Source organism: Streptomyces sp. NPDC008238 (genome assembly GCF_042956445.1).
GTDB lineage: Bacteria > Actinomycetota > Actinomycetes > Streptomycetales > Streptomycetaceae > Actinacidiphila.
Map to the genome: position 1 here is coordinate 92064 of NZ_JBIBGK010000006.1, position 18962 is coordinate 111025.

The 18962-nt window shown below is 72.2% G+C and carries 17 protein-coding genes and 1 pseudogene; 10 read left to right on the forward strand and 8 right to left on the reverse strand.

Annotation, left to right across the window (positions count from 1 at the left end; genetic code table 11):
• Positions 1 to 24: 24 nt before the first annotated feature.
• From ACFZAU_RS16290 to ACFZAU_RS16300, 3 genes are all read right to left on the reverse strand, one after another.
• Entirely contained in the window at positions 25 to 771 is a 747-nt protein-coding gene (locus tag ACFZAU_RS16290) for a hypothetical protein (RefSeq protein WP_500552698.1), read from the reverse strand.
• A gap of 177 nt (positions 772 to 948) precedes the next feature.
• The gene (locus tag ACFZAU_RS16295; RefSeq protein ID WP_500552699.1) at positions 949 to 1263 is read right to left on the reverse strand and encodes a hypothetical protein; all 315 of its coding nucleotides are present in this window, start codon (positions 1261 to 1263) and stop codon (positions 949 to 951) included.
• Positions 1264 to 1546: 283 nt separating this feature from the next.
• The gene (locus ACFZAU_RS16300) at positions 1547 to 2083 is read right to left on the reverse strand and encodes a VldE C-terminal domain-containing protein (protein WP_500459493.1); all 537 of its coding nucleotides are present in this window, start codon (positions 2081 to 2083) and stop codon (positions 1547 to 1549) included.
• Between the two features lie 158 nt (positions 2084 to 2241).
• Here ACFZAU_RS16300 and ACFZAU_RS16305 point away from each other — a divergent pair, with 158 nt between their 5' ends.
• The 6 genes from ACFZAU_RS16305 to dnaE all read left to right on the forward strand — a co-directional run bounded on the left by ACFZAU_RS16305 (position 2242) and on the right by dnaE (position 11885).
• Positions 2242 to 3558 (forward strand): DUF2252 domain-containing protein, encoded by a 1317-nt coding sequence (locus ACFZAU_RS16305; RefSeq protein WP_500552700.1) that lies wholly within the window; start codon positions 2242 to 2244, stop codon positions 3556 to 3558.
• A gap of 61 nt (positions 3559 to 3619) precedes the next feature.
• Complete coding sequence (locus ACFZAU_RS16310) at positions 3620 to 4264, forward strand: hypothetical protein (protein ID WP_500552701.1); 645 nt, start codon at positions 3620 to 3622, stop codon at positions 4262 to 4264.
• Positions 4265 to 4317: 53 nt separating this feature from the next.
• Positions 4318 to 5124: a DsbA family protein gene (locus ACFZAU_RS16315; protein WP_499607865.1), complete on the forward strand. Its 807-nt coding sequence runs from the start codon at positions 4318 to 4320 to the stop codon at positions 5122 to 5124.
• A 128-nt stretch (positions 5125 to 5252) separates the two neighbouring features.
• Positions 5253 to 6917 carry an alkaline phosphatase D family protein gene (locus tag ACFZAU_RS16320; RefSeq protein WP_500552702.1) on the forward strand — a complete coding sequence of 555 codons (1665 nt, stop codon included), beginning with the start codon at positions 5253 to 5255 and terminating at the stop codon, positions 6915 to 6917.
• A 289-nt stretch (positions 6918 to 7206) separates the two neighbouring features.
• A complete protein-coding gene (locus tag ACFZAU_RS16325) occupies positions 7207 to 8181 on the forward strand; it encodes a zinc metalloprotease (protein ID WP_499607871.1) in 975 nt (324 codons plus the stop codon).
• A gap of 125 nt (positions 8182 to 8306) precedes the next feature.
• The gene (gene dnaE, locus ACFZAU_RS16330) at positions 8307 to 11885 is read left to right on the forward strand and encodes a DNA polymerase III subunit alpha (RefSeq protein ID WP_500552703.1); all 3579 of its coding nucleotides are present in this window, start codon (positions 8307 to 8309) and stop codon (positions 11883 to 11885) included.
• Between the two features lie 92 nt (positions 11886 to 11977).
• Here the strand turns inward: dnaE and ACFZAU_RS16335 are convergent, their stop codons facing one another.
• Positions 11978 to 12151, reverse strand: a complete 174-nt coding sequence (locus ACFZAU_RS16335; RefSeq protein WP_500459486.1) for a hypothetical protein — start codon at positions 12149 to 12151, stop codon at positions 11978 to 11980.
• Positions 12152 to 12355: 204 nt separating this feature from the next.
• On the opposite strand from ACFZAU_RS16335, the gene ACFZAU_RS16340 reads away from it, so the two are divergent.
• From ACFZAU_RS16340 to ACFZAU_RS16355, 4 genes are all read left to right on the forward strand, one after another.
• On the forward strand, positions 12356 to 13600 hold the full coding sequence (locus tag ACFZAU_RS16340) for an NYN domain-containing protein (RefSeq protein ID WP_500552704.1): 1245 nt from the start codon (positions 12356 to 12358) through the stop codon (positions 13598 to 13600).
• 103 nt (positions 13601 to 13703) lie between these two features.
• On the forward strand, positions 13704 to 14675 hold the full coding sequence (locus ACFZAU_RS16345; protein WP_499607993.1) for an ABC transporter ATP-binding protein: 972 nt from the start codon (positions 13704 to 13706) through the stop codon (positions 14673 to 14675).
• A 91-nt stretch (positions 14676 to 14766) separates the two neighbouring features.
• Entirely contained in the window at positions 14767 to 15597 is an 831-nt protein-coding gene (locus ACFZAU_RS16350; RefSeq protein ID WP_500552705.1) for an ABC transporter permease, read from the forward strand.
• 67 nt (positions 15598 to 15664) lie between these two features.
• On the forward strand, positions 15665 to 16273 hold the full coding sequence (locus ACFZAU_RS16355; protein WP_500459484.1) for an ABC transporter permease: 609 nt from the start codon (positions 15665 to 15667) through the stop codon (positions 16271 to 16273).
• A gap of 15 nt (positions 16274 to 16288) precedes the next feature.
• On the opposite strand, the gene ACFZAU_RS16360 is transcribed toward ACFZAU_RS16355, so the two are convergent.
• The 4 genes and pseudogenes from ACFZAU_RS16360 to ACFZAU_RS16375 all read right to left on the reverse strand — a co-directional run.
• Complete coding sequence (locus tag ACFZAU_RS16360; RefSeq protein WP_488180945.1) at positions 16289 to 16363, reverse strand: 50S ribosomal protein bL37; 75 nt, start codon at positions 16361 to 16363, stop codon at positions 16289 to 16291.
• Positions 16364 to 16429: 66 nt separating this feature from the next.
• Positions 16430 to 16930 (reverse strand): Cys-tRNA(Pro) deacylase, encoded by a 501-nt coding sequence (gene ybaK / locus ACFZAU_RS16365; protein ID WP_500459483.1) that lies wholly within the window; start codon positions 16928 to 16930, stop codon positions 16430 to 16432.
• A gap of 17 nt (positions 16931 to 16947) precedes the next feature.
• Complete coding sequence (locus ACFZAU_RS16370; RefSeq protein WP_500552706.1) at positions 16948 to 17655, reverse strand: LON peptidase substrate-binding domain-containing protein; 708 nt, start codon at positions 17653 to 17655, stop codon at positions 16948 to 16950.
• 302 nt (positions 17656 to 17957) lie between these two features.
• Positions 17958 to 18962, reverse strand: a pseudogene (locus ACFZAU_RS16375) (oxidoreductase); the annotation flags it as partial.

Sequence of the window (18962 nt, forward strand, 5' to 3'; positions counted from 1 at the left end):
TACCCCCGCTGCCCGCCGCGGTTCTCAGCCAGAACCGGCGATGACCTGTTCGACGACGGAGAAGCGCTGCCCGCATTCCGGGCAAGTGGCCTCGCCGAAGGCATAGGTCAGCGCACGCGCGACGTCCTCATGGCCGTCGGCCTGGGCGAGGTCGTGGAGGCGCCGGCCCAAACCGTCCAGAGCGCGGGGGTCGGCCGGATGGAGAGGGAAGGTCTCGATGTCGTCGGAGAGGGCGTGGTCCTCCGTCGCACTGAAGAAGCCGTGCTCTCCGAACACCACCCACAGCGACGCGCACCCGTCAGGGTCGGGGCACTCGAGCTCGTATTCCTCGCCGACGACGCCACCCATCAGGTCCTCCGCCCAGTGGATGTCGCCTTCCAGGTTCAGGACCGCCTCAACCAGGTGGCAGTAGTCGTTCCGGTCGGCCGTGACCTGTCGCCACCGGTTTGCGGCGCGCAGTAGGTGTGCGACTTCCGGTTCGTATCGATGCCGCAGGTCGCGGGTCTCGTACCGCTGGTCGGCCTGGACGAGAAGGGCGCCGGACAGGTGGAGAGCCGAAGCTGCGGTGTCGGCGTGGTCGACTTCCGCCAGGTCGGCCAGCGTGTGCAGCACCAGCGGATCGGCGACGTCCAGGGAGCCGTTGTGGTAGAGCTCCGTCCAGAGGTCGCCCCAAACCTGGTTGTCCCGTCCCGTGGCGGCACGTTCCAGCAGGGCCCTCAGACGGGCGGAACCGGCGTCGTCTACGCGGGGAGCGGGAGAACTCGTCGTCATCCGCGGTATCCAAGCAGACTGCCGCAAGCGTGCTTTCGCCGGACGGCGTCAACGCCGCTCGGCGGGCCGTTCCACCCGGGGCCGTGGTGGGGCCGTCATCGGCCCGCGGGCCGCCGAAGACCGGTCCACGGCTTCCTTGGTGCGCTTCTCGCTGCTCGACCAAGCCCCGATCGGCAGTCAGTCCCGGCACCGGCGGGCCCACCAACCCGCGTCCGGGGAGGCGTAGGGGTCAGGGCAGGTCCGCGCCATGTAGAGCGCGTCGAGTGGTTCGACCATGGACCGGAGTTCGCGTGCCGGCCGTGAAGGCAGGGCATGGAGCGCGAGCTCGAGGACCGTGCGTTCGTCGGTCTTGTAGAAGGGATCGCACAGCGGGCAGACGCTGCCGCCGGACAGTCCGCGAGCTGTACGTGACCACTGGAGCAGGGCCTGGGCCAGCGCCCCCGGCCACAGCCGCTCACGTTCCAGCCGGGCAGCGGCAGCGGCAGCGAACAAGCTGCGTGAACCGCGGGGGAAGCCCGGCCCTGTTCGTTCTCCTGGCCACGGGCGTGGAGCCCGACCGGCGGCCCGGACCTGCGACGGCCGCCTACGCGGCATCGTCCTCTCTGAGTCGCTTCACGCGAGCATGGTGCCAGACCGATCCCGGCGATGCCATGATCAGTGACCCGGTCGACCCGCCCAAGCGGGGGTGGCGCCCAGCCCGTTGGGCACCGCCGCGGGGTCGTCCCCGGGCTGTTTCCTGTGGAGGCCCAGCCCAGCGCAGCCAGGCGGCGGCGGCTCAGTAGACCGATATGTGCACGTGGTCGAAGTGGTTCTGGGTGATGGACCCGCGGTCCTCCATCAGTTTCCAGCCCTGCTGCGGGAGGCGGCTGGACCAGATGTGCTGCTCGTAGATGACGTACCAGATGCCGTACTCGTCCGCGTGCTCCCGGACCCAGGCCACGATGTCCTCGCCCAGGGCGTCGGGTTTGCCGGTGGCCTTCTCGCCGGCGGGCATGAGCATGAAGTCGCAGGCGCGGCCGAGGGGGTGTTCGCCGCCGCCGGCGATGCCGCCCTCCTCGCGGTAGCAGCCGGGGGCGCCCTCGAGGCCGCGGGGGCCGAACTCCTTGACGACGGCGTCGCGGACCGTCTCCATGCGGGCGGTGATGTGCTGGGGCCCGCGGGGTTGCTCCTTCGGCCAGTTGGCCGCGCGGACCTGTGCGGAGAGTGTGGGCCACGCCACTGCGGCCAGTACGAGGCCGCCGATCAGCAGCAGCCCGAATATGGTGCGCCGCCGGCCGCGGCGCGCGGTGTCCCGCCCCCTGGTGGTGTTCATCGCAAGCCAGAACGCGTGACCGTGGCCGGAAGTGCCCGGTTGAACGCCCGGCGGCCGTGACGCGAACAACGCCCCGCCGGGGGCCGTCGCCGGGCACGCGGGCGTACGCTGCTGCGTTGACCCGGCAGACACGGACCAGCCCAGGAGGCACCGCACCGATGGCCACAGGCATGACGACGGACGAAGAGCGCGGCGAGCGGATCCTCGAGGTCTTCGGCACCGCGTTCGGGGAGCTGCTGGCGGCCGACCCCGCGGCGTTCCGGGTCAAGTTCCGCAAGATGGCGGCGTCCGCGTTCGCCTTCTACCGGGGTACCGCCTGCCTCTACTACGCCGACCTGGCCGACGCCGGGGACGGCAGCCCCTTCCTGGACGAGCGCACCTCCCGGGTGTGGATCCACGGCGACCTGCATGCCGAGAACTTCGGCACGTACCTGGACGCCAACGGCCGGCTGATCTTCAACGTCAACGACTTCGACGAGGCCTACGTCGGCCCCTTCACCTGGGACGTGCAGCGCTTCGCCGCCTCCATAGCGCTGATCGGCTACAGCAAGGCCCTGGCCGACGACGTGATCTCCGGCCTGGTGCGCAGCTACGCCACCGCCTACCGCGAGCGCGTCCGCGCCCTGGCCCAGGGCGAGGGGGTGCCCGCGCTGACGCTGGACTCCGCCGAGGGCCCGCTGCTGGACGCGCTGCGCCACGCCCGCTCGCAGACCCGGTTCGGGCTGCTGGACTCCATGACCGAGATCCGCGCCTGGGACCGCCGCTTCACCGCGGGCGGCGGCGCGGTGGAACTGGACGGTGGTACCCGCGAGAAGGTGCTGCGGGCCTTCGAGGCGTACCTGGACACGCTGCCCGAGACCAGCCGGATCAACCCGGAGAGCCACCGGGTCAAGGACGTCGTGGGCCGTCGCGGGGTGGGCATCGGCAGCGCGGGCCTGCCCTCGTACAACATCCTGCTCGAGGGCCACACCGACGCCCTGGAGAACGACGTCGTCATCTACATGAAGCAGGGGCAGACCCCGGCGGTCTCGCGGCACATCACCGACGCCGCGGTGCGCGAGTACTTCCGGCACGAGGGCCACCGCACCGTGATCTCGCAGCGCGCGCTGCAGGCGCACGCCGACCCGTACCTGGGCTGGACGGAGCTGGACGGCGTCGGGCAGCTGGTCGCCGAGGTGTCGCCGTACGCGGTGGACCTGAACTGGTCGGACATCGACGACCCGGAGCAGATCGAGGCCGTCGTCGCGGACCTCGGCCGGGCCACCGCCGGCATGCACGCGGCGGCGGACGACGAGAGCGGGCACTCCCTGGTGCCGTTCTCCACCGAGGACGCCATCGACGCGGCCATAGCGCGGGACGAGGAGGGCTTCGTCGAGTCGCTGGTGGAGTTCGCCCACTCCTACGGCGCCCGGGCCCGTGCCGACCACCAGATCTTCGTGGACCTGTTCCGCAACGGCCGCATCCCGGGTCTCTGAGCCGGGGCCTTGTTCCGGGGTTTAGGCATTGCTTACACAGCGGCATGGCACACTCGGCGCCATGGAAGGGACCGGACCCCGGCTGAGGGCACTGCGCGCGGGATGCTTCGCCGCGCTGTGCGTGACGCTGTCCGCGACCGCCCACATCATGCTCTCGCGGGAGCCCCTGCCGATGACGACCACGGCGGGGGCCTTGGTGGCCGTCTTCGCGGTCGCGTACGCGCTCGGCGGCCGCGAGCGCGGCTACTGGCCGATCGCCGGCCTGCTCGTCCCGCTCGAACTGGCCGTCGACACCCTGTTCACGGCGGGCCAGAACACCTGCTACGGCCCCGGCGGCGGTCCCGTCACCGGCTCCTGGCGCTCGATCAACGAGGCGCTGGTCTGCCACGGCGAGGCCGGCGGTTCGCTCGCCTCGGCACCGGGGATGTCCGGCCCCACCACCTCGCCGTGGCTGCTGCTGCTGGCGCACGTCTGCGTCGGCCTGGTCGCCGCCGGGTGGCTGCGCAGCGGTGAGGACGCCCTGCACCGCCTGCTGCGCGCCGCCGTCCGGCCGCTGCTCGTCGCGGTGGCCGTCTTCCGGACGGCCGGTCCGCGCACCGTCACCCGCCCCGGCGCGGCCGGCCCCGTGGCCGCCGCCCCGGCGCTGCCCCTGCTCCTGCACTCCGTCGTACGGCGAGGGCCGCCCGCCCGCCTCGGCTTCCGCTGAGCACGGCCCACACCCCTCACCCACCCCACGTACGAATCGGAGATCACACCATCATGAGCAAGCGGAACACCCAGGCCGCCAAGAGTGCCGCCCGCGAGCGGCTGCGCGTGGAGCGCGAGCGGCAGGCGAAGCGGGAGAAGCTGCGGCGGCAGTTCTTCGTCGTCGGCGGCGTGCTGGGCGTGCTGGCGCTCGGCGCCGGCATAGCCGTGGCCGTCGTCAAGATGAACGCGCCGGACTACTGGGAGAAGGCCGCGGAGAAGCCGTTGGTCAAGCCGGCCAACTCCTCCGGCAAGGACGGCACGACGATCGTCATAGGCGACGAGAGCGCCAAGCACACGCTGAAGGTGTACGAGGACCTGCGCTGCCCGGTCTGCGCGCAGTTCGAGCAGACCTCGGGCGAGACCGTCCAGAAGGACGCCAAGGACGGCAAGTACAAGATCTCGTACACCATGGGCGCGTTCCTCGACAACAGCCTCGGTCAGGGCCAGGGCTCGAAGAAGGCCCTGAGCGCGCTGGGCGCCGCGCTGAACGTCAGCAAGGAGGCGTTCGTCGACTACCACACGCTGCTGTACTCCAAGGACGTCCACCCCGAGGAGACCAAGGACGACTTCGGCAGCGCGGACAAGCTGATCGAGTTGGCGCAGAAGGTCGACGGGCTCAAGGGCAACAAGACCTTCGAGGACGCGGTCCGCAACGGCACCTACGACAAGTGGGCGCTGACCATGGACAAGCAGTTCACCGCCGACGGCATCAGCGCGACGCCGACCGTCAAGCTCGACGACAAGCCCATCGAGAGCGTGCAGGCGATGACCCCCGAGCAGTACACGGCCGCCGTCGACCAGATCATCGGCAAGGGCTAGCACCGGCCCGCGGGCCGCTTCCGCCCTCCGGTCCCCGGCGTCGTGCCGGGGACCGGAGGGCGAAGTCCTCCCGAACTCTTGTGCGTCGGGTCCCGGAAAGGGGTTACTGACGCGTAATCTGACCGGCCGTGACCGAGACCTCTGTACCCTCACGGACTTCATCGAGAACACCCACCCGCCGTTCGGTCGTCAAGGCCGGCGCCGTCGTGACCGGTGCCGCGCTGATACCCCTGACGGCCGGCACCGCCCCCGCCTCCGCCGCCGCGTCGCCCGCCTTCCTGCACGGCGTGGCCTGCGGTGACCCCCTGCCCGACGGTGTGCTGCTGTGGACGCGGGTGACGCCCGTGCCCGAGGCCGTCCCCGGCTCCGGGCTCGGCCCGGCGACCGAGGTGGCCTGGACCGTCGCCCGGGACAAGGCGTTCACCTCCGTCGTGGCGACCGGCACGGCGACCACGACCGCGGCCGCCGACCACACCTTCAAGGCCGACGTGCGCGGACTGCAGCCCGGCACGGACTACTGGTACCGCTTCACCGCCGGCGGCGTGACCTCCCCGGCCGGCCGCGCGCGTACCGCGCCCGCCGAGAACGCCACCGCCGACCGGCTGCGCTTCGGCGTGGTCTCCTGCGCCAACTGGGAGGCCGGGTACTTCTCCGCGTACCGGCACCTGGCCGCCCGCGGCGACCTGGACGCGTGGCTGCACCTGGGCGACTACCTCTACGAGTACGGCACCGGGGGCTACGCCGCCCGCGGCACCGTTGTCCGTCCGCACGCGCCCGCCCACGAGATCGTCACCCTGGCCGACTACCGCACCCGGCACGGCCGCTACAAGACCGACCCCGACCTGCAGGCGCTGCACGCCGCGGCCCCGGTGGTGGCGATCTGGGACGACCACGAGTTCGCCAACGACGCCTGGTCCGGCGGCGCCGAGAACCACACCGAGGGCGCCGAGGGCGCCTGGACGGCCCGGGTGGCGGCCGCGAAGCAGGCCTACTTCGAGTGGATGCCGGTGCGCCCCTCGGTCGCCGGCACCACCTACCGGCGGCTGCGCTTCGGCAGGCTCGCCGACCTGTCCCTGCTCGACCTGCGCTCCTTCCGCTCCCAGCAGGCCTCGACCGGCAGCGGCGCGGTGGACGACCCGGACCGGACGATCACCGGCCGGGCCCAGCTGGACTGGCTGAAAGCCGGCCTCAAGGCCTCCGACACCACCTGGCGGCTGATCGGCAACTCGGTGATGATCTCGCCGGTCGCCTTCGGGGCGCTGCCCGACTACCTGCTGGCGCCGCTGGCGAAGCTGCTCGGCCTGCCCGCCGAGGGGCTGGCGGTCAACGTCGACCAGTGGGACGGCTACACCGACGACCGCCGCGAACTCCTGGCCCACCTGCGGGACAACGGCATCCGCAACACGGTCTTCCTGACCGGCGACATCCACATGGCGTGGGCGAACGACGTCCCCGTGAAGGCGGCCACCTACCCGCTGTCGGCCTCGGCCGCGACCGAGTTCGTGGTCACCTCGGTCACCTCCGACAACCTGGACGACATCCTCAAGGTCGCCCCGGACACGGTCTCCACGATCGCGCAGACGGCGGTGAAGGCCGCCAACCGCCACGTGAAGTGGCTGGACATGGACTCCCACGGCTACGGCGTGCTGGACGTCACCGGCGAGCGGGCGCAGATGGACTACTACACGCTCTCCGACCGCACCGACCCGAACGCCTCCTCCACCTGGGAGCGTTCGTACCGCACCCTGTCGGGCACGCAGAAGGCCGAGCGGGTCTACTCGCCGGTACGCTGAGCGTCCCGTACGCCGATTTCCGGCCACGCCCGCGCGCCGCGCGGGAAAGGGCCGGCGCGGGGCGGGCGGTGGGACCCCCCTGGGTCCGTATCCGGACACATCGCCCGCCCCGCGCCACGGGGACGTCGCGCCGGCCGGCGCGGACCCTCAAGGGGCGCTCGTTGTCTAGGGATTACCCTCTGTCCGCCATTGGGCCGGAAGAGGGCTGCCGCGGCTCTGACATGGACACATAATCTCCGGGCGGCGAGGAGGAAATTCCTCCCGTACGTCCCACGAGGAGTGCCCCCACATGTCACGCACCCCCCGTTCCCGCCGTCTCGTCGGTCTCGCCGCCGTGGTCGGAACCCTGGCCCTGCTCCCCCTCACCGGCGCCACGGCGACCGTGAGCAGCGCCTCCGCGCACACGAGAACCCCCGCCGAGCAGTGCGCGGACAGCGGCGACGCCGCGGCCCGCACGATGAAGGGCTCCACGGCCCACGAGCCCAACGCCCTCAGTGACGCGGCCGCCCAGGCGATGGACGCGGACCTCAGGAAGCGCGTCGCCATGGTCAAGGCCGAGGCCAAGGGCTCCCGGGCCGCGGCCGCCGCGACCACGACGATCCCGGTCTACTGGCACGTCGTCCACAGCGGCAGCACCGGCAAGCTCAGCGCCTCGGCCATCGCCGGCCAGATGGCGGTGCTCAACGCCGCCTACGCCGGCCAGGGCACCGGCAACGTCGACTCGGGCTTCCGGTTCTCGCTGGTCGCCACGGACTACACCGACCGGGCCGCCTGGTACAACCTGACCGAGGGCTCCTCGGCGGAGACGGCGATGAAGACCAGCCTCCGCAAGGGCGGCGCGAGCGCGCTCAACATCTACTCGGCCAACCTCCAGGAGGACCTGCTCGGCTGGGCCACCTTCCCGAGCTGGTACGCCGGCGACCCCAAGGACGACGGCGTCGTCATCCTCGACGCGTCCGTGCCGGGCGGTTCCGCCACCAACTACAACCAGGGCGACACGGCCACCCACGAGGTCGGCCACTGGATGGGCCTCTACCACACCTTCCAGGGCGGCTGCGGCGCCAGCGGCGACTACGTCTCCGACACGCCCGCCGAGAAGACCGCCGCCAACGCCTGCCCGACCGGCCGCGACACCTGCACGGCCGCCGGCACCGACCCGATCCACAACTTCATGGACTACACCTACGACTCCTGCATGTACCAGTTCACCGCGGGCCAGGTGAGCCGCATGAAGAGCTCGTGGACCGCCTACCGGGCGAGCTGACGCCACCGTCCGCGACCGGCCGGACACGGGGCCGGCCGGCCGCGGCGGGGAGGGCGGGCAGGGCGGGAGTGGCAGCGGCTGTCGGACCCCCGGCGTAGGATTCCAACGCCGCCAGATGACGACCGATGCCGGAGGTGTCGCTTCCCGTGACCACGCCGTTCACCCACCTTCATGTCCACACCCAGTACTCGCTGCTGGACGGAGCGGCACGGCTCAAGGACATGTTCAAGGCCTGCGGTGAGATGGGCATGACGCACATCGCCATGACCGACCACGGCAACCTGCACGGGGCGTACGACTTCTTCCACCAGGCCAAGGGCGCCGGGATCACACCGATCATCGGCATCGAGGCGTACGTGGCGCCGGAGTCCCGGCGCAACAAGCGCAAGGTCACCTGGGGCCAGCCGCACCAGAAGCGCGACGACGTCTCGGCCTCCGGTTCCTACCTGCACAAGACGATCTGGGCGGCGAACGCCACGGGACTGCACAACCTCTTCCGGCTCTCCTCCGACGCCTACGCCGAGGGCTGGCTGACCAAGTACCCGCGCATGGACAAGGAGACCATCGCCCAGTGGTCGGAGGGCCTGATGGCCTCCACCGGCTGCCCCTCGGGCGAGGTGCAGACCCGGCTGCGCCTCGGCCAGTTCGACGAGGCGCTGAAGGCCGCCGCCGAGTACCAGGAGATCTTCGGCAAGGAGCGGTACTTCCTGGAGCTGATGGACCACGGCATCGAGATCGAGCGCCGGGTCCGCGACGGGCTGCTGGAGATCGGCAAGAAGCTCGGCATCCCGCCGGTCGTCACCAACGACTCGCACTACACGTACGCCAGCGAGGCCGACGCCCACGACGCCCTGCTGTGCATCCAGACCGGCAAGAACGTCTCCGACCCGGACCGCTTCCGCTTCGACGGCACCGGCTACTACCTGAAGACGACGGACGAGATGTTCGCCATCGACTCCTCCGACGCCTGGCAGGAGGGCTGCCGCAACACCACGCTGCTCGTGGCGCAGCAGGTCGACACCGAGGGCATGTTCCAGGCGCGGAACCTGATGCCCCGCTTCGACGTCCCCGAGGGCTACAGCGAGGTCACCTGGTTCCGCGAGGAGACCATGCGCGGCATGCAGCGCCGCTACCCCGGTGGCATCCCGGACGACCGGATGAAGCAGGTCGAGTACGAGATGGACACCATCATCCAGATGGGGTTCCCGGGCTACTTCCTCGTCGTCGCCGACTTCATCATGTGGGCCAAGAACAACGGCATCGCCGTCGGCCCCGGCCGCGGCTCGGCGGCCGGCTCGATCGTCGCGTACGCCATGGGCATCACCGACCTCGACCCGATCGACCACGGCCTGATCTTCGAGCGCTTCCTCAACCCCGAGCGCATCTCCATGCCCGACGTCGACATCGACTTCGACGAGCGCAGGCGCGCCGAGGTGATCCGGTACGTCACCGAGAAGTACGGCGCCGACAAGGTCGCCATGATCGGCACCTACGGCACCATCAAGGCCAAGAACGCGATCAAGGACTCGGCCCGCGTGCTGGGCTACCCGTACGCCGTCGGCGACCGCCTCACCAAGGCGATGCCCGCCGACGTCCTCGGCAAGGGCATCCCGCTCTCCGGCATCACCGACTCCTCGCACCCGCGCTACAGCGAGGCCGGCGAGATCCGCTCGATGTACGAGAACGAGCCCGACGCCAAGAAGGTCATCGACCTCGCGCGCGGCGTGGAGGGCCTGGTGCGGCAGATGGGCGTGCACGCCGCCGGCGTGATCATGTCCAGCGAGCCGATCGTCGACCACGCCCCGGTCTGGGTGCGGCACTCCGACGGCGTCACCATCACGCAGTGGGACTACCCGAGCTGCGAGTCGCTCGGCCTGCTGAAGATGGACTTCCTCGGCCTGCGCAACCTCACGATCATGGACGACGCCGTCAAGCTCGTGAAGGGCAACAAGGGCGTCGACATCGAGCTGCTGGCCCTGCCCTTCGACGACCCGAAGACCTTCGACCTGCTCGCCCGCGGCGACACCCTCGGCGTCTTCCAGTTCGACGGCGGCCCCATGCGCTCCCTGTTGCGCATGATGAAGCCCGACAACTTCGAGGACATCTCCGCCGTCTCGGCCCTCTACCGGCCGGGCCCGATGGGCATGAACTCGCACATCAACTACGCCCTGCGCAAGAACAAGCAGCAGGACATCACCCCGATCCACCCGGAACTCGAGGCCCCCCTCAAGGAGGTCCTCGACGTCACCTACGGCCTGATCGTCTACCAGGAGCAGGTGCAGAAGGCCGCCCAGATCATCGCGGGCTACTCGCTGGGCGAGGCCGACATCCTCCGCCGCGTCATGGGCAAGAAGAAGCCCGAGGAGCTGGCGAAGAACTTCACCATCTTCCAGGAGGGCGCCCGGAAGAACGGCTACAGCGACGCGTCGATCCAGGCGCTGTGGGACGTCCTGGTGCCGTTCGCCGGCTACGCCTTCAACAAGGCGCACTCCGCCGCGTACGGCCTGGTCTCCTACTGGACGGCCTACCTCAAGGCCAACTACCCGGCCGAGTACATGGCGGCGCTGCTCACCTCGGTGCGCGACGACAAGGACAAGTCGGCGGTCTACCTCAACGAGTGCCGCCGCATGGGCATCAAGGTGCTCCCGCCGAACGTGAACGAGTCGGACGCCAACTTCACCGCCCAGGGCGACGACGTCATCCTGTTCGGCCTCACCGCCGTCCGCAACGTCGGCCAGAACGTGGTGGACTCGGTCATCCGCTGCCGCAAGTCCAAGGGGAAGTACACCTCCTTCCCCGACTTCCTCGACAAGGTCGAGGCCGTGGTCTGCAACAAGCGCACGGTGGAATCGCTGATCAAGGCCGGCGCCTACGACGAGATGGGCCACACCCGCAAGGGCCTCACCGAGCACTACGAGCCGATGATCGACAACGTGGTCGCGGTGAAGCGCAAGGAGGCCGAGGGCCAGTTCGACCTCTTCGGCGGCATGGGCGACGACGCCGGTGGCGACGAGCCGGGCTTCGGCCTCGACGTCACCTTCTCCGACGTCGAGTGGGACAAGACGTACCTGCTCGCGCAGGAGCGCGAGATGCTCGGCCTCTACGTCTCCGACCACCCGCTCTTCGGCATCGAGCACGTGCTCAACGACAAGGCCGACGCCTCCGTCTCGGCGCTGGCCGGCGACTACGCCGACGGTTCCATCGTCACCATCGGCGGCATCATCTCCGGTCTGCAGCGCAAGATGACCAAGCAGGGCAACGCCTGGGCCATCGCCACCGTCGAGGACCTCGGCGGCTCCATCGACTGCATGTTCTTCCCGGCCACCTACCAGTTGATCTCGACCCAGCTCGTCGAGGACGCCGTCGTCTTCGTCAAGGGCCGGCTCGACAAGCGCGAGGACGTGCCGCGCCTGGTGGCCATGGAGCTGATGGTGCCCGACCTCACGGACGCCGGGACCAACGCCCCGGTGACCATCTCCATCCCGACGGTGAAGGTGACCCCGCCGCTGGTCGCCCGCCTCGGCGAGGTCCTCGCCAGCCACAAGGGGAGCACCGAGGTACGGGTGCGGCTGCAGGGCGCCCGCAAGACGACGGTGCTGAGGCTCGACCGCCACCGCGTCACTCCCGACCCTGCGCTCTTCGGCGACCTCAAGGCGCTCCTGGGCCCCTCCTGCCTCGCCACCGCCCAGCAGCAGGCGGGCTGATCACCCGCCGCGCGGGCGGCGGAACGCGCCGAGGGCGGCACCCCTTCCGGACGGGGTGCCACCCTCGGTCATGAGCGTCCTGCGTGCGCGCGCTAGTTGTGGCCGAACTTCTTCTGCCGCTTCTGCGACACGTGCGGTTCGGCGCCCGGGACCGTCATCGCCATCTGCTCGCGTCCGCCTGCGCTCTTCGCGTGCTCTTCGGTGGTCGCGGCGCCGCGGTCGTGCTGCTGGCCGGTACGTTCGCCCCGGTTCTTGTTCTTGCCCACGATTCCTCCTCGGGGGAAATCTCGGATGATGGGCCGCACTCAGGCTTGCACGGGAGTACGAAGGTCGCATTTCGGGCAGTTGCAGGGTGAGGCGCGCCGGTGATCGCGTAACCGGTCACAACGCCCCCGTGTTCGGGCAGACTCGGGGCAACAGTGTTACCGGGGGGACGGACGGCAGGACTTTCGGAGAAGAGGGTGAGACCGATGGACCGCTGCGTCGTCCTCGTGGACGCCGGGTACCTGCTCGGGGCCGCCGCGAGCCTCCTCGCCGGAGAGTCCTCCCGGTCCCGGATCACCGTCGACCACTCCGAGATCGTCGCGGGACTGCGGGAGCGCGCCGAGAAGGAGACCGGCCAGCCCCTGCTGCGGATCTACTGGTTCGACGGCGCGCCCGACCGCGTCCCGCAGCCGGAGCACCGGAGGCTGCGCGTGATGCCCAGGGTCACGGTCCGCCTCGGCGCACTGACCCGCACCGACGGACGCTGGGCGCAGAAGGGCGTCGACGCGGCCATGCACGCCGAGCTGTCCGAGCTGGCCCGCAACCGCGCCTGTTCCGACGTCGTGCTGGTCACCGGGGACGGCGACCTCCTGCCGGGCATGATGTCGGCGAAGGAGCACGGCGTCGCCGTTCACCTGTGGGCCGTGCAGGCCGCGGACGGCGACTTCAACCAGTCCGAGGACCTGGTCGCCGAGGCCGACGAACGCCGTGTCCTGGACCGGGAGTGGATCACCCGGGCCATCCACGTGCGCGAGCCCGCCGGGGTCTGCGCACCGCTCACCCCGCGCCCCGAGATCGCCGCCATCCTCTCCGCGCCGCTGCCCGAGACCGGCCGGGGGACCGAACCGCAGCCCGCGGCCGAGCAGCCCGCCGAGCCGGCCGCCGCCGCCCCCCAGGTCGTCACCGCCGACCGCAACGGCACCCGCCCCGGCACCGGGGCGCCGGCCGCCGCGGCCGGCAAGGGGATGCCCACCCCCAAGGACGTCGCCGGCATCGTCCACCGCGGCCACTCCTCCCCGCACCCGGCCTCCCCGGCCGCCGCCGGCGCCACCCTGCGCTGGTCCTCCGACCGCGGGCTGGTCGGCGGCGCCGAGGCCGCCGACGCGGGCCTGCCCACGCTGGCCCAGCTCACCAGCGCCGAACAGCGCTGGGCGGACCGCGAGGAGGACATCACCGACGTCAGCGGCGACCCGTACGAGGTCGGCCAGGTCTTCGCCCGCCGCTGGATCGGCCGGATCGCCGACTCCTCCCACCTCCAGGTGCTCTCCGCCGAGTACCCGCGCGTCCCGCACCGGATCGACGGCGAGCTGCTGCGCTACGCCGCCCGTTTCGGGCTGCTCGCCCACAAGGACGACCAGATCGACGAGCACGACCGCTACGCCATCCGGGCGGGCTTCTGGCGCGAGGTCGACGCCCGCGCGGTCGTCGCGGGGGCCTCCGCGGGGGAGTGAGCGCGCCCGGACCCCACCCTGCGGCACGTCGCGGCCGGGACGCAGCGTAGGCTCGGTGCTCGTGAGTACCGGCACGGAACAGGGCGCCACCGCGCGGACGGCGATGGTGGTGACCGTGCGCGGGCTGGTGAAGAGCTACCCGGCCGGTCGCGGTCGGCGCGGCGCCGCGAGCCCCCCGGTACGCGCCAACGACGGCATCGACCTGGACGTCCGGGGCGGTGAGATCTTCGGGCTGCTCGGCCCCAACGGCGCCGGGAAGACCACCCTCGTACGCCAGTTGACGGGGTTGCTGCGCCCCGACGCGGGCAGCGTCCAACTGCTCGGGCACGACCTCGTACGGCACCCGGAGCGCGCGGCGCGGCTGATCGGCTACCTCGGCCAGGAGTCGAGCGCGCTCGACGAACTGACCGTCGCCCTCGCCGCCGAGACCACCGGACGGCTGCGCGGCCTCGACGCCAGGGCCGCCCGCGCCGAGCGGGACGCCGTCCTGGAGGAACTGGAGCTGACCGCCCTCGCCTCGCGGCCGGTGAAGCGGCTGTCGGGCGGCGAGCGCCGGCTCGCCTGCTTCGCCGCCGCCCTCGTGGGCGAGCGGCCGGTGCTCGTGCTGGACGAGCCGACCACCGCCATGGACCCGGTCGCCCGGCGCGCGGTGTGGGCGGCGGTCGACCGCCGGCGCGCCGAGCACGGCACCACGGTGCTGCTGGTCACCCACAACGTGATCGAGGCGGAGACCGTCCTCGACCGGGTCGCGGTCATCGACGAGGGCCGGGTCATCGCCTGCGACACCCCGGCCGGGCTCAAGGCGCTCGTCGCCGACGAGGTACGGCTGGACCTGGTGTGGCGGGACCAGCCCCCGCTGGCCGTGCCAGAGGTCGCGGCCCTGCGGGAGACCGCCCACGTCACCGGACGCCGCTGGACCCTGCGGCTGCCGCAGCAGCGCGCCCGCGCCGTGGTCGCCGAGCTGACCGGCGGACCGGCCTTCACCGCGCTCGACGATTTCACCCTGACGGCGCCGAGCCTGGAGGATGTCTACCTGGCACTCGGCGGCCGGCGGAAGGGGCTGGTCAAGGCGTGAACGGCGGCAACGGCGGGGACGTGAGCCTGGACGTGGACCGGAACGTGAACCTGGACGTGGCGCGCGGCACCGCGCAGCGGGGCGGCGCGCAGTGACGATCATCTCCGCGGGAGCGGACACCCGTACGGCGGCACCGGCGGCGCCCGCCGCCCCCCTCGGCGTGGCGGCCGCGGCGCTCGCGCCGCGCGCCCGGCTGCTGCCGGCGATGGCCGCGGTGTACCGGGCGCAGCTGTCCCGGGCGAAGGTCGCCCGGATCCCCCTGCTGTTCGTGGCGACCTTCCAGTCGGTCGGCATCATGATCATGATGCGCGGCGTCGTCGACGGCGGCCCTGCCGCGCGCGCGGTGGTCGCCGGGTCGAGCGTGCTGGTCGTCGCCTTCGTGGCGCTCAACCTGCTCGCCCAGTACTTCGGCCAGCTGCGCGCCTCCGGCGGCCTCGACCACTACGCCACCCTGCCGGTGCCCCCGGCCGCCGTGGTGCTGGGCGCGGCGGGCGCGTACGCCTCCTTCACCGTTCCCGGGACGCTGGTGACGGCGGGCATCGGCTGCGCGCTGTTCCAGCTGCCCTTCGCCAACCTGTGGATCCTCGCCGCGGTGATCCCGCTGGCGGGGGCGGCGCTGTCCGGGCTGGGCGCGGCCCTCGGGCTGCTCGCGCCGCGCCAGGAGCTGGCCACCCTGGCCGGCCAGCTCGGCATGTCGGCGGCGCTGCTGCTGGGCGTGCTGCCGGCCGGCAACCTCCCCGAGCCGATCCGCTACGTACGGGACCTGCTGCCCTCCACCTACGGCGTGGAGGCCCTCATCCGCGGCTTCGACGACCACCCCGACTGGTTGGCGATCACCACCGACCTGTCGGTGTGCGCGGCCGTGGGCCTGGTGTCGCTGGCGGTGGCCACCTGGGCCTACCGCCGCGCGGCCTGCCGGTGACCCGCGGGTGTGGTGCCGGTGAGGTGCCGGTGACGCGGGCCACGGACGGACCTGGCACGATGGCAGGGTGACCGCACCCCTGACCCCCCACGACCACTGGCCGCCCGCGCCGCTGCCGCCGTTCCCGGAGCAGGAGAGCCGCATGGACCCCGTCCGGGAGCTCAAGAGCGGTGCGCTGACCGCGGTGCTCGTGGCCGTGGCGGGCGTGGTCCTCGGCCTGCTGTGGCTGTGGCTGGCGCCGCGGATCCCGCTGGTCTCGGACGGCAAGGCGGTCTACCTCAAGGACACCGAGGGGGAGCAGGCGATCGGCGCCGACGGCACCTTCGTGCTGCTCGGGCTGGGCATCGGGGTGCTGACCGGGGCGCTCGTCTTCTGGCGCAGCCGGCGCGGGGGTGTCGGTGTCGTCCTCGGCATGGCCGTGGGCGCCGTCCTGGGCTCCGTGCTGGCCTGGCGGCTGGGCACCTGGCTCGGCCCCACCAGCGACCTGATCGCGCACGCCCGGGCGGTCGGTGCGAAGAAGGTGTTCGACGGCCCCCTGGAACTGCAGGCCAAGGGCGCGTTCCTGGCCTGGCCCATAGGGGCCGTCCTCACCCATCTGGTGCTCACCACGGGCTTCGGCCCGCGCGAGGAGCAGCAGCACCCCGCCGTGCACTGGAAACCGCCCCCGGGCGTCTGACCCGGGGCCCGGAGGTCACGCCGGGCGCCTGCCGTGGTTGGCGTTGCGCTTCTTGATCCGCCACTTGCGCTTGCGGGTGCGCTTGGACATCGGGCCTCCCCTGAGCCGGGTGCGCTTCCGGGCAGCGTGCGCCCGTACGGCCCCGCCGTCCAGGGGTCAGGCACGTCCGATCGGCGCGACGACCGCGTCCGTGAGCCGCACCAGGTCCTGCGGGGCCAGCTCGACCTCCAGGCCGCGCTTGCCGGCCGAGACGAAGACGGTGGGGTGCTCCAGCGCGGAGGCGTCCACGACGGTGCGCAGCCGCTTGCGCTGCCCCAGCGGGGAGATCCCGCCCCGGACGTACCCCGTGGTCCGCTCGGCGGCGGCCGGGTCCGCCATGCCGGCGCGCTTGCCGCCGGCCGCGGAGGCCAGCGCCTTGAGGTCCAGCGACCCCGCGACGGGGACCACGGCGACGGTCAGCGCCCCGTCCACGTCGGCGACGAGGGTCTTGAACACCCGGTCGGGGGAGGTGCCCAGCGCCTGCGCGGCCTCCTCCCCGTAGCCGAGCTCCGAGGCGGGGTCGTGGGCGTACGCGTGCACCGTGAAGACGGCGTCCGCCTTCTCCAGCGCGACGGTGGCGGGCGTGCCGCCGGAGGATGACTGCTTCTTCTTGGCCATGGCGCTGCGAGGATACGTCAGTTCGGGCTCGGGACCTGCCGGGTCAGGTCCACGGCGGGCAGGGTGCGCAGTTTGTCGATGACCGCCGCCTCGCGGCGCAGCATCGCGAGCTCCTGCTCCAGCCGGGCCGCGGTGTCCGGGGCCTCCAGCAGCGCCTGCTTCGCCGGGACCGCGGCGACGGTCGCGGCCGCCACCAGGTACGACAGCACGGTCGGGTCGTCCGGCAGCTCCTGGCTCCCCGCCAGGCTCCGCTCCCGGGCCCCGGCCAGCCGCTTCTGGTAGGTGCGGAACGCCCGGGCCACGCCGGCCGCCAGCGCCCCCGAGCCGGTGCCGGGCACCTCCGCGACCTCCTCGACCTCGCCGACCAGGTACGGCCCCGAGGCGTCCACCGACAGCAGCCGGAAGCGCGTCGTGCCGGTCGCCACGACGTCGAAGCCGCCGTCCTCGCGCTCCCCGATCGTCGCGGCGTCCGCGGTGCAGCCCAGCGCGTACAGCGCCCCGGAGAGGTCCGGCGCGTACCCGGCCGCCGCCTCCTCCGCCCCCGCGGGGGCGACCTCGTGGCCGTCGCGGATCGCCACGACACCGAAGCGGCGCGGTGCGTCCTCCGGCAGGGCCAGCAGATCGCGGAAGAGCGCGCGGTAGCGCTCCTCGAAGACGTTGAGCGGCAACACGAGGCCCGGGAAGAGGACGGAGCCGAGCGGGAAGAGCGGAAGACGAGCGGTCACGGTCAGCAAGCCTAGGGCCTGCGGCGCCCACCCCTCGTCGGCCTCGTCCCGTCCCGCCCCGTTTTCGCCGCCGTGACGATGCCGGGCGCGCGTCGCGGTGGCTGTTGCCGTGGGCGCGTCGGTGGGGCCCGAGAGGGCTCGCCGCCGCTGGCTTGGCGCCGGTGCGGGTGCGTTTCCTCGTCGGCCTCGTGCGGTGCCGTTCCGTTTTCGCCTCCGCTCCGGTTCGCGTCCGGGATTCGCGGGTGTGCGGGGGCTTGCCACGGGCCCCGCGGGTTGCGGGTGGCCCGGGCGGACGTGCGGCGTCAGCCGCGGCGGAGGAGGCGGGAGGCGCCGGCGGCGACGGTCGTGGCGAGGATCCAGCCGAGCATGGTGAGGACCGCGGCGGCCCACTGGGCGTCGCCGTTGAGGCGCCAGGCGTTGTCCTGGCCGAGGTTGATGACCGGGAGGAGGAGGTCGAGGGCGAAGAGGGGCGCGTTCCAGTGCGGGAAGGCGCCGCCGTCCACCGGCTCGGGCTCGCCGTGGACGGCGAAGAAGACGGCCCCGAACGCCCAGAGCAGGGCCATCCAGATCGCCGCGCGACCGGGCCGGTAGCCGTAGCCGACGGTCACGTCCTGGAGGTAGCCCCACAGCTTGCCCGCGAGCGGGAGGGTCTCGCGGCGCCGCCGGTGCTTGGCGAGCAGCACCTCGCGGGCGTCGGCGTCCTCGCCGCTCGCGCGCAGGGCGGCCGCCAGGTGCTCGTACGGCTCGGGGCTGTACTCCGGGGTGGCCGCGGCCAGCCAGCCGATCCGGGCGCGCAGCGGGAAGGCGCCCTCGGGGCTGAGGGAGCCGTAGGCGAAGCCGGTCAGGTCGAGGCCGCCGGCATCGGGCCAGCAGGTGCGGCTGTCCGTGAGGTTGCCCACGCGCGCCCCGGCCAGCGAGATCGTCCCGGTCGGCGGCTGGTCGAGGGTGAGCCGCAGCTCGGGCGTCTGGACGCGGCGCAGCGACAGCTGCTGCCCGCCGGTGAGCCGGAACCGCGCCTGGTGGATGATCACCGCGTTGCCGAAGCGGCCGTCGTCCAGCCGCACCCCGCCGTCGGAGCTGAAGCGCCGGGTGCGCACGCCCAGCGGAGGGGTGCCGCCGCCGGAGCCGCCCGTGCCGACGTAGCCCGCGCTGAGGTACAGGGTGTGCTCGACGGTGACCCGGGCCGCGTTGAGCGCGTAGCGCCCGTACGGGTTGTGCAGCCGGCTGCCGCGCAGGCTGAGGCGGCCGCCGATGCGGGCGCTGCGCAAACTGACCTCGCCGGTCGCCTCGATCAGCTCGGCCTCGAC